Raw genomic sequence first — 9,888 nt, forward strand, 5'->3', positions numbered from 1 at the left:
GGCAGCTCGGATGCTCGCCGGCGCGTCCCGACGATCTCGTCGCGCTGGCGGCGCTCGGCACGGTCGCCGACGTCGTCGCGCTTACCGGCGACAACCGGCGCCTCGTGGCCGCGGGACTGCGCCAGCTGCGGGCGGACCCGCCGCTCGGGATCCGCGTCCTCTTGGAGGAGGCGGCGATCGCCGGCCCGGTCGACACCTGGCACATCGGCTGGCAGATCGCGCCGCGCCTCAACGCGCCGGGCCGCCTCGGCGATCCGGCGCCGTCGCTCGACCTGCTGCTGACGGATGACGCCGGCGAGGCCCGCGTGCTGGCGCGATCGTTGGACGCGGCGAACCGTGAGCGTCAGGCGGTGCTGGAACAGGTACTCACCGAGGCGATGGCCCAGGTGGAGGATGCGGCAGCCGTCCGCCCCGCGCCAGACGGGGCCGCGCGCCCTCGAACGCGCCGGTGTCGTGCCACGCCCAGACGTACGTCGTCGGACAGCGCAGATACACCGGCCCGTCCGCCCGCGTCGCCACGACATGAGTCTCCCCGCACAATACGCACACGTACTCGACGCCCGCCATACCGTCCCTCCTAGAGAAGCTTCGTTCCGTTCATCTGCAGCCGGAACTGGCAGCGCAGCCACTGCGCCGCCCGCCGGCACATGACCATGCGCGGCAGAAAGATCTCGAAGTACTCCATCACCTGGGAGATCCGCGTGTCGATCGTCAGCTCGAGCGTCACGGTCCGCGCCGGGGCGTCGACCCGCAGGAAGGAGTGCTCCGCCGCGTAGTTGACCCGGTCGTGGATGTCGAAGCTCGCGGGATCGGCGTTCCGCACGCGCGTCCGATGCACGTCGGACTTGTCCGCGATGATGAGCGCCGCGCAGGCGTCGCTGACCGGCTCCCCGGTCTGCTCTTCGTGATTGCCGATCGCCCCCATCACCACCGCCATGTCGACCGGATCCATGCCGAGCCGCGTGAGGATCCGGCTGGCGAGCAACGCGCCCGTCGCCTCGTGGCCCACACGGCCCACCAAGTTGCCGATGTCGTGCAGATACCCGGCAATCGCCGCGAGCTGCACCTGCCGCTCGTCGTGGTCGAGACGGCGCAGGACGTTGCCGGCGATGTTGGCCACGAGCGTCGCGTGCCGAAAGCCGTGCTCGGTGTAGCCGATCGCCCCGGTGTACTCGTTGGCCTTCGCGAGGTATGCCTCCACCTCGCGGTCGCGCTTGACGTCCTCGAGCGAGAGCGGCCGCCCCGGCGCGCTGGACACCCTCGGCGCGGGTTCCGGCATGGCTATCCCTTGTTGACGACCGACTGCACGGCGGTGCGGTCGGCCTGCACGCGGACGTTCTGTGCCAGTTCGAGGAGAACCCGCTTGTCCCGGAGCTCGACGATGACGCCGTAGAGACCGCCGCGGGTCAGCACGCGGTCCCCCTTCTTGAGCCGCCCGAGCATCTCGCGATACCGGCGTTGCTGCGCCTGCTGGGGCATGATCGCGACGAAATAGAACACCGCGACGATGACGACCAAAGGCAATAACTGTATGAGTTGCTGGTTGGTCACCCGCGCCCCCTGCGCTGCGTGCGTGCGGCGACGGCTCAGCAAGACGCCTTCGCGGCGCGCCGCGCATTCCCTACGATCATCCTACCATGCGGTGCGGTAGCGGGCGAGCGTCGCCTCGCTCCACGCGGCGAACCGGTCTTCCAGAATCGCTTCGCGCATCGCCCGAACGAGCCGCACCATGAACGTCACGTTGTGCAGGCTGAGGAGCCGCGGTCCGAGCATCTCGCCGGCCTTGAACAGGTGCCGCAAGTACGCCCGGCTGTAGCCGCGGCACGCCGGGCACGGGCAGCCCTCGTCGAGCGGTGCCAGGTCGGCGGCGTGCTGCGCGTTGTGCAGGTGCAGCCGGCCGCCGGGGGTGAGCGCCACCCCGGTCCGGCCGACGCGGGTCGGGAGGACGCAGTCGAACATGTCGACCCCCCGGCGGACCGCTTCGATGCTGCTCGGCGGGACGCCCACCCCCATGAGGTAGCGTGGAGACCCGGCTGGAAGCCGCTCCGTGACGGCCGCCAAGAGATCGTACATCATCGGCCGAGGCTCCCCCACCGACAGCCCGCCGACGGCGTACCCCGCAAAGCCCAGGCCGACGATCTCGTCTGCGGCGCGGCGGCGCGGGCCGGCCTCGAATCCGCCCTGGACGATGCCGAAGAGCGCCTGCTCGGGCCGGCGGTGGGCGTCCCGCGATCGGCGCGCCCAGACGGCGGTCCGCCGTTCCGCCTCTTCCGCCGCCGCGGGCGGCGCCGGGTAGCCGAGGCAGACGTCGAGGGGCATGATAATGTCCGCGCCCAGGCGCTTCTCGATATCGACGACGCTTTCAGGCGTCAGGTGAAACTCCCGCCCCTCGATCGGAGAGCGGAAGGTCACGCCGTCGTCGGAGACGCGGCGGAGATGGGCCAGGCTGAAGACCTGGTACCCGCCGCTGTCGGTCAGGATCGGGCCGTCCCAATGCATGAACCGGTGCAGGCCGCCGGCCCGTGCAATCACCTCGACCCCGGGCCGCAACATCAGGTGGTAGGTGTTGCCGAGCACGATCTCGGCGCCGGCGCCGCGGACTTCTTCCGGCGTCAGTCCGCGCACGGTCCCGTGCGTCCCGACCGGCATGAACGCCGGGGTCTCCACGGTCCCGTGCGGCGTGTGCAGGATGCCGGCACGGGCGCCGGTCGTCTCATCGGCGTGCACCAATTCGAAGCGGAACATAATGCGTGCAGTATAACGCCGCCTGTCGGGTTTGACCACGCGCGGACCCACGGTGGCCACGGTGGGCACGTCTTGAGGTCGCCGGCGCCGTCGGCTAGAATCACGTCGAGTTCACAAGCGTGCGGGAGCGTGCGATGGTCGAGGACAAGCCGGAGGACAAGTCGCCTGCGCCGGGCGCCGCGCCGCCCGCGCCGGGTGAGATGACCCGCGAAGAACGCATCGCCGCGGCGAGGGCCAAAGCTGAGGCGATGAAGGCCGAGCGGCAGGCATCCGCGCCGGGAGCCGCGCCCGCCCCGCCGTCCGCCCCAGGCGCGCCGGCGGGACCCGCGGGTACGCGCCCCCCGGCCCGGCCGGCACCGGCGACCCCGGCACTCGCAACCTCGGAGAATCCGGGCGGGCAACCCGTCCAGCCGCCGCAGAACGCGAAGGTGCAGGCCTTCGGCAGCATCAACCAAAGTGTCGAGCTTCGATGCGAGAGCACCGAGGATCAAAACATGCGCCGTTTGCTGGGCGGCCTCGGCGCGTACCGCAATCCGCTCCGGGGCGCGTGGCAGGTCGATTACCGCTACTACGCGGAGGCGTACAAGCGGCTCACCGCCGCGGGTTACCAGGTGGAAGGCAAGGATTACCTGGGGCGGCCGCTCGACCAGTGGGCGCCGGCCCGCCGCGGCTGGACGAGACTCACGCCGACGTAGCCGCGCCCGGCGGCCTCAGAGAATCAGCATCGCGTCGCCGAAGCTGTAGAACCGGTAGCGCAGGCGGATCGCCTCGGCGTACGCCGCGAGAATCCGCTCCCGGCCGGCAAACGCGCTCACGAGCATGAGCAGCGTCGTCCGGGGCAGGTGGAAGTTCGTCACGAGCGCGTCCGTCACGCGGAACCGGAATCCCGGGGTGATGAACAATTCCGTGGGGCCGCTTCCCGCGGTGACCGTCCCCTCGTCCGTCGCGACGGTCTCGAGCGTACGCACCACCGTCGTCCCGACGGCGACCACGCGGCCGCGCTGCGCCCGCGCGCCGTTGATCACCGCCGCCGTCTCGTCGCTCACCTCATAGGACTCCGCGTCCATGCGGTGCCGGGTGACATCCTCGACCTCGACTCCGCGGAACGTACCGAGGCCGACGTGCAGCGTCACAAACACGACGCGGACACCCTGCCCGCGAATCGCGTCCAGCAGGGCCGGCGTGAGATGCAGGCCCGCCGTGGGCGCCGCGATCGCCCCGGGACGCTCGGCGTACACGGTTTGGTAGTCGTTCGGGTCGTCGAGCGGGCGCTCGATGTACGGCGGGACCGGCATCTCGCCGACCCGCTCGAGCGCGGCGCGAAGATCTCCCGCGCAGCGCACCGTGACGAGGCGCACCCCGCGCTCCGCGGGCGGCCCGACTGTGACTTCTATCGCGCCGTCGCCAAAGGCGAGCCGGGTGCCGGGGCGCAGCCGGCGTCCCGGGCGGACGAGCGCCTCCCACGTGTCGCCGGCCCCGGCCGGCGCGGGCGACGGACCTGCCACCGGCCGCAGGAGCAACACCTCCACCTCTCCTCCCCCGTCTGGCGCGGGACCTCCGGCCCCGCCTGGCGCCCCGTCTGGCGCGGGACCTCCGGCCGCCTCCAGGCGGCCTCCTGACCCGGATCGGCGGCCGCGCAGGCGGACCGGCAGCACCCTGGTATCGTTGAGCACGAGCACGTCGGGCGGACCAAGATAGGCCCCGAGATCGCGAAACACCCGGTGCTCGACGACACCGGTGCCCCGGTGCAGCACCAGCAGGCGCGCGCTGTCGCGGGGACGCGCCGGAGTCTGAGCAACCAGGTCGCGCGGAAGCGTGTAGTCGAAGTCGGAGAGCCGGAGGCTCAGAGCGAGAACGCCTCGTTCGTCGTTGCCGGGCGGCGGCCGCCGTTCACCAGGCGTCAGTAGCGCGGCTCGATCGCCACGCCCGTGTAGTAGTACTTGAGGATCTGCTCGAACGTGAAGCCCTGGATAGCCATGGCGCGCGCTCCCCATTGGTCGAGGCCGACGCCGTGGCCGGATCCCCGCCCGGCGAAGTCGAGGACGCGGCCCTGCCGCGACACGGTGAACAGCGTGCTGCGCACCACGCCGGCGCCGACGAGGAGCCGGAACCGGTTGGCGCTGAGCTCCTGCGTGCGCCCATCGTCGCCTCGAACCCGCACGGTGATCGCGCGCCCCCACGGCGTCACGCGCCCCGGCGCCACGTCGCTCACCGCGCCCACCTCGACGCCGCCCCGGCGCAGGGCGCCGTCGACCGCGGCGAGAGGCAGCACGGCGCTCCACGCGACCCCGGGGGCCCGCAGCGCGTAGGGATCCGGCACGCCCCGGAGGTACGGGTATGCGATCCCCCAGACGCTCTCGCTGTCCTCGGTATGCCCGCCGGAGTTCGAGTGATAGGCGGCGAAGATCGGGCGGCCGTCATAGGTGACGACGAGCCCGCGCGTCGCGTCGACGGCCGCCGTGGCCGCCGGATCCTCGGCCGCGACGCCGAGGTACACCTGCGCGTCGGTCGTCGCCGGCAGGTCGAACCCGCCCCCCGCGGTTCCGGCCCCCGGGGACGCCTGCGCGGCGGCCATGCGCTGGACCGCGAGGGTGCGCGCCGCCACGGCCTGCGCCCGCACCGCCGCCGGCGGCCAGCGCGGGTCCACCTCACCCTTGATCACCCCATAGAGGTAGGCCTCGAGGTCGATCTCATCCACCACGGTGATCCGCCCGCCCGGCGTCCGGCGAAGTTCGAGCACGCCGCGATACGGCCGTCCGTCCACACGCAACACGCCGTGCTGCGCGGTGAGGCGGACGACGGGGCCGAGGCTCCGGCCCGACAGATCGAGCCCGCCGGCTGCGCTTGGGGCCGCGATCCACGCCGTACCGGCCGGCAGCGCGGCGAGCACCGCGGCTGCCGGCGACGCGTCGTCCGCGGTGACCGGCCCGTCCGCGGCGATCTGCACGGCCGGCCGTTCGAGCAGGATCGCGACGCGGATGAGGACGGACTCGGTGGCCCGGGCGGGATTGGCCGCGCCGGCGCCGAGCCATGTCACGGCGGCGGCCAGGGCCGCGCTCAGGATCCGGACGGCCGGTGTCATCGTCTGGCGAAGAACAGGTTGAGCAGCAGCGTCAGAAGCAGGCTCACCAGAATGCTGCCGAGGATCGGCACATACAGGGTGAAGCCCCGCCGTTGGACGTAGATGTCCCCGGGCAGCCGCGGCAGCATGCCGAGCAGCACGACGGCGCCGCCCATGATGACGAGCAGGACGCCGAGGCCGATCAACACCCGGCCGATGGCCGACGGGGTCACGGGAACAAGGCTCCCTGCCCGCGCGACGGCCGTTCGGGGGCGGCGAGGCCGAGGTGGTCGCACGCCTGCGGCGTCACCCGGCGCCCCGACGGCGTTCGCGTGAGGAAGCCGATCTTCAACAGATACGGCTCGATCATCTCGACAATGCTGTCCACTTCCTCGTTGAGGGTCGCCGCGAGCGCCTCGACGCCGACCGGGCCGCCGCCGTAGACCTGGACGACGGTGCGCAGCAGCTCCCGGTCCTGCGCGTCCAGGCCGGCGGCGTCCACCCCCTCGAACTCGAGCGCCTCGGCCGCGACGTCGAGGCTGATGGTGCCCGCGGCGCGCACCTGCGCGTAGTCGCGGACCCGCCGGAGCAGCCGGTTCGCGATCCGGGGCGTGCCGCGGGAGCGCCGGGCGATCTCTCCCGCGCCCTCGTCGGTCGCCGTCACCTCGAGGATCGACGCCGACCGGCGGACCACCCTGGCGAGATCCTCGACGGGATAGAAGTCGAGGTGGTGCGCGATGCCGAACCGGTCGCGGAGCGGCGACGACAACAGGCCCGCGCGCGTGGTGGCCCCGACCAGCGTAAACGGGCGGAGGGTGTACCGCAGCGTGCGCGCGTGCGCGCCCTTTTCGATGACGAAGTTGACGCAGAAATCCTCCATCGCCGGATACAAGAACTCCTCGACCGCGCGCGGCAGCCGGTGGATCTCGTCGATGAAGAGCACGTCGCCGGCCTCGAGGTTCGTGAGAATCCCCATCAGGTCCCCGCCGCGCTCGAGCGCGGGGCCCGAGGTGGTGACGATCTTCGTGTTCATCTCGGCCGCGATGACGTTGGCAAAGGTCGTTTTGCCGAGGCCGGGCGGCCCGTGCAGCAGCACGTGGTCGAGCGCCTCGCCCCGCTCGCGGGCGGCCTGCATGCTGATGGCCAGGCCGGTCACGACCCGCGGCTGGCCGATGCACTCCTCGAGCCGCTTGGGCCGGAGGCTGCGGATGAACTGCTCGTCGGGATCGGCCGCCCGCGGGGGCGGATCGCCGCGCCCGCCGTCGGGCCCGATCGTCCGCTCCCGGGTCATGCGAGCGAGCCCCGCTCCACGCGGTAGACTTCCTGGAGCAGCGCCTCCGCCGATGCAAGCGCGCCGTTCCGCCGCAGCGCGTCGGCCACCATCCGCCGCGCCTCGCCGGCGCGATAGCCGAGCTGCCGCGTCAGGACGTCGATGACTTCCTCCTGGAAGTCCGCCGGCGGCGCCTCGGGCTCGGCCGGCACGTCCGTGCGCAGCAGCGCATACTTGCCCATCTTGCCGTGCAGCGCCGCGACGATCTTCTCCGCGGTCCGCGCGCCGATGCCGGGCAGCTTCTGCAAAAACGCGATGTCCTTGCGCTCAACGGCGTCCGCGACCCGCTCGACGGGATGCGCGAGCGCCTTCATCGCCTTGGTCGGGCCGACGCCGTCCACGGTGATGAACCGCTCGAAGAACTCCTGCTCGACCTCCCGGAGGAACCCGACGAGCAGCGGCCGCGGCTGATTGGCGCTGACGTGATAGGAGATGTGCAGCTCGACGGTCTCGTCCCCTGTCTGGCGCAGGGCCTCCGGCCGCTCCCGAGACCGGGCGGCCTCCTGGAGGCGATGCGGGTCGGCCCGCAGCAGGTCGCGCAGAAACGCCGGGAGGTGCACCTCGTACCCGACGCCTCCGCAGTCGATCACCAGCATCTCGTCGGTGCGGCGCATCACCCGGCCGCGCAGCAGCGCGATCATGCGGGACTCGGGGAGCCGCGGGCGAGCGGCACGCCGCGCCGCGACAGCGCGACCAGCGCGAGGGCCAGCGCGTCGCCGACGTGCGTCAGGGGATCGCGGTCCAGCGCAAGCAGCGCCCGCACCATCCGCTGGATCTGCCGCTTGTCGGCGCGCCCGGACGCCGCGAGGGCCCGCTTCACCGCCGCGGGAGGAATGGTCTCCACGGGGATGCGCCGCTCCGCGGCGGCGATGCTGATGGCGCCGCAGACGTGCCCGATGAGAATGCCGGCGCGGGGAAACGCGGGGTGCGCGAACACGTCCTCGAGGGCGATCGCCGCGGGACGCCATTCCGCAAGGACTTCGCGCAGCCCGGCGTGCAGCTCTTCGAGCCGGTCGGCCAGCGGCGCGCGGGGGTCGGTGCGGATCACGCCGGCGTCGACGACGCGCAGCCCCGGCCCGGCCGTCTCGATCATGCCGTAGCCGCTGAGATGAAGGCCGGGATCCACCCCCAGCACCCGCAGGACACCGTTCCGCCGCGCGCGCGGCGCGGCGCCCGGACGGCGGACGCGGGACGCTCCAACGAACACGAACCGGTGTTCGCCGGTGGACGGGGCCTTCCTGCCGGTTCGATCACCCGCCGGCGCACGCGGCGCCTATCGGGGGGCGAAGAGCGGCTTGATCCCCGCCATCCGGAGATAAATCGCGAGTTGACCGTTGTGATAGAAAAGGTGCGGCACCTGGAAACCGACCAGCATCCCCTGCGGATGCTTCGCCCCCCACGGCGCTTCACATACCCGCTCCGCCTCGGCGTCGGTCAGGCGGGCCAGGCCGGCCAGGTAGCGCTCGCCTCCCTGCCGCACGGCGTCGACCACCTGCGCCTTCGTCCGGTAGGCGTCGGGCGGAAACGCCGCGATCCGCTCCCACGTCGTCTTGCCGATGTTGTCGCCGAAGATGACGCACGAGTCGGCGATGTGCAGCGCGATCTCTCGAAACGACCGCGTCTCCAGTCCCTCTGGCTTGACGTCCAGCCGGTCATCGGGAATCAACTCAACGTTGTGCTGAATCCCCGCATAGATCCTGCGGAATCCCGGCTCGATTGTCTCGCGTGCTCCCACCGCCCACCTCCGTGATTGCCCGCGCCCGGCCGCCCGAGGCCCGCGCGTGCGGCTCACCCGACCTGCTGCAGCACCTCGTCCGGGATGTCGAAGTTCGCGTAGACGTGCTGGACGTCGTCGTGATCCTCGAGCGCCTCCATGAGGCGCAGGACCTGCTGTGCTTCCTTGCCGTGGAGCGGCACCGTTGATTTCGGGACCATCGTGATCTCCGCCGACACCGGCGTCCATCCGGCCTCCTCGACCGCGCGGCGGACCTTCACGAAGTCTTCCGGGGCCGTGGTGATCTCGTACTCGTCCCCGGCCGTGCGCATGTCCTCGGCGTCGATCGCCCGGGTCAGCACCTCGTCCTCGGAGGCGACGCTGCGGGACAGCATGATGAGCCCCTTCTTGTCGAACATCCAGGCGACCGAGGCCCCCATCGACCCGCCGGCCTTGGTGAGGATGTTGCGGATTTCCGACGCGGTGCGATTCCGATTGTCCGTCGCGACCTGAATGAGCAGCGCGACCCCCGCGGGCCCCATGCCCTCGTAGGTGATCTCTTCGAAGGCCGCCCCTTCGCCGCCGCCCGCGCCGCGCGCCACCGCCCGCTGGATGTTGTCGTTGGGCATGCTCGCTTCGCGCGCGCGTTCGATCGCGGAGCGGAGGCGGGCGTTGTTGGCCGGGTCGCCGCCGCCTTCCTTCGCGGCGATGATGATTTCGCGCGCCAGCTTGCTGAAAATCTTGCCGCGCTGCTGGTCGACTTTGGACTTCTTGATCTTGATGTTATGCCACTTGGAGTGTCCGGACACGGGGGCCCCCTCAGGAACGGCCCGCCCGGCGCGTGCGACCCGGGCGGTCTACCTACCTACTACTATACTGGGGCGCCCGCGGACGGGCAAGCGGACGCGGCTCACTTGATCCGGACCGACACCGTGGCGGTGCCGGTGCCGGCGGCACCGTCCGGTCCGGCGGTGGCCACCGCCGTGATCTCCAGGATCGCGCCCGCCGGCTTGAGCCAGGGATTGACCTGATAGGAAA

General features: G+C 71.7%; 13 protein-coding genes. 2 read left to right on the forward strand and 11 right to left on the reverse strand.

The window, feature by feature from the left end; genetic code table 11:
• Positions 1-581 (forward strand): hypothetical protein (locus VGZ23_15620; protein ID HEV2359020.1); only part of this gene is annotated, 581 nt, incomplete at its 5' end.
• Here the strand turns inward: VGZ23_15620 and VGZ23_15625 are convergent.
• The 3 genes from VGZ23_15625 to tgt are packed head-to-tail and all read right to left on the reverse strand — an operon-like array spanning position 578 to position 2,745.
• Positions 578-1,279 carry an HD domain-containing protein gene (locus VGZ23_15625; GenBank protein ID HEV2359021.1) on the reverse strand — a complete coding sequence of 234 codons (702 nt, stop codon included), beginning with the start codon at positions 1,277-1,279 and terminating at the stop codon, positions 578-580. The genes VGZ23_15620 and VGZ23_15625 overlap by 4 nt on opposite strands.
• A 2-nt stretch (positions 1,280-1,281) precedes the next feature.
• On the reverse strand, positions 1,282-1,593 hold the full coding sequence (gene yajC / locus VGZ23_15630) for a preprotein translocase subunit YajC (protein HEV2359022.1): 312 nt from the start codon (positions 1,591-1,593) through the stop codon (positions 1,282-1,284).
• 39 nt (positions 1,594-1,632) lie between these two features.
• Positions 1,633-2,745: a tRNA guanosine(34) transglycosylase Tgt gene (tgt, locus tag VGZ23_15635; GenBank protein HEV2359023.1), complete on the reverse strand. Its 1,113-nt coding sequence runs from the start codon at positions 2,743-2,745 to the stop codon at positions 1,633-1,635.
• Positions 2,746-2,864: 119 nt separating this feature from the next.
• Between tgt and VGZ23_15640 the strand changes: the two genes are divergently transcribed.
• Positions 2,865-3,440 carry a hypothetical protein gene (locus tag VGZ23_15640; GenBank protein ID HEV2359024.1) on the forward strand — a complete coding sequence of 192 codons (576 nt, stop codon included), beginning with the start codon at positions 2,865-2,867 and terminating at the stop codon, positions 3,438-3,440.
• Between the two features lie 15 nt (positions 3,441-3,455).
• Here the strand turns inward: VGZ23_15640 and queA are convergent, their stop codons facing one another.
• The 8 genes from queA to VGZ23_15680 all read right to left on the reverse strand — a co-directional run bounded on the left by queA (position 3,456) and on the right by VGZ23_15680 (position 9,659).
• A complete protein-coding gene (gene queA, locus VGZ23_15645; protein ID HEV2359025.1) occupies positions 3,456-4,592 on the reverse strand; it encodes a tRNA preQ1(34) S-adenosylmethionine ribosyltransferase-isomerase QueA in 1,137 nt (378 codons plus the stop codon).
• A 53-nt stretch (positions 4,593-4,645) separates the two neighbouring features.
• Positions 4,646-5,827, reverse strand: coding sequence for a SpoIID/LytB domain-containing protein (locus tag VGZ23_15650; protein ID HEV2359026.1), 1,182 nt, complete (start codon positions 5,825-5,827; stop codon positions 4,646-4,648).
• Positions 5,824-6,039, reverse strand: a complete 216-nt coding sequence (locus VGZ23_15655) for a DUF2905 family protein (protein ID HEV2359027.1) — start codon at positions 6,037-6,039, stop codon at positions 5,824-5,826. The genes VGZ23_15650 and VGZ23_15655 overlap by 4 nt, the downstream gene beginning before the upstream one ends.
• Positions 6,036-7,097 carry a Holliday junction branch migration DNA helicase RuvB gene (gene ruvB / locus VGZ23_15660; protein HEV2359028.1) on the reverse strand — a complete coding sequence of 354 codons (1,062 nt, stop codon included), beginning with the start codon at positions 7,095-7,097 and terminating at the stop codon, positions 6,036-6,038. Before ruvB ends, VGZ23_15655 begins: the two co-directional genes overlap by 4 nt.
• Positions 7,094-7,777 (reverse strand): Holliday junction branch migration protein RuvA, encoded by a 684-nt coding sequence (ruvA, locus tag VGZ23_15665; protein ID HEV2359029.1) that lies wholly within the window; start codon positions 7,775-7,777, stop codon positions 7,094-7,096. The genes ruvB and ruvA overlap by 4 nt, the downstream gene beginning before the upstream one ends.
• Positions 7,774-8,343 carry a crossover junction endodeoxyribonuclease RuvC gene (locus VGZ23_15670; protein ID HEV2359030.1) on the reverse strand — a complete coding sequence of 190 codons (570 nt, stop codon included), beginning with the start codon at positions 8,341-8,343 and terminating at the stop codon, positions 7,774-7,776. Before VGZ23_15670 ends, ruvA begins: the two co-directional genes overlap by 4 nt.
• Positions 8,344-8,409: 66 nt before the next feature.
• Positions 8,410-8,871 (reverse strand): DinB family protein, encoded by a 462-nt coding sequence (locus VGZ23_15675; protein ID HEV2359031.1) that lies wholly within the window; start codon positions 8,869-8,871, stop codon positions 8,410-8,412.
• 53 nt (positions 8,872-8,924) lie between these two features.
• Positions 8,925-9,659 (reverse strand): YebC/PmpR family DNA-binding transcriptional regulator, encoded by a 735-nt coding sequence (locus VGZ23_15680; GenBank protein HEV2359032.1) that lies wholly within the window; start codon positions 9,657-9,659, stop codon positions 8,925-8,927.
• Between the last annotated feature and the right edge of the window lie 229 nt (positions 9,660-9,888).

The sequence above is a fragment of the bacterium genome, from assembly GCA_035945995.1.
Lineage (GTDB): Bacteria > Sysuimicrobiota > Sysuimicrobiia > Sysuimicrobiales > Segetimicrobiaceae > DASSJF01.

Coding starts and splice junctions, on each gene's coding strand:
- VGZ23_15625 (HEV2359021.1), bottom strand. CDS start 1,279: ATGCCGGAACCCGCGCCGAGGGTGTCCAGCGCGCCGGGGCGGCCGCTC.
- tgt (HEV2359023.1), bottom strand. CDS start 2,745: ATGTTCCGCTTCGAATTGGTGCACGCCGATGAGACGACCGGCGCCCGT.
- VGZ23_15650 (HEV2359026.1), bottom strand. CDS start 5,827: ATGACACCGGCCGTCCGGATCCTGAGCGCGGCCCTGGCCGCCGCCGTG.
- ruvB (HEV2359028.1), bottom strand. CDS start 7,097: ATGACCCGGGAGCGGACGATCGGGCCCGACGGCGGGCGCGGCGATCCG.
- ruvA (HEV2359029.1), bottom strand. CDS start 7,777: ATGATCGCGCTGCTGCGCGGCCGGGTGATGCGCCGCACCGACGAGATG.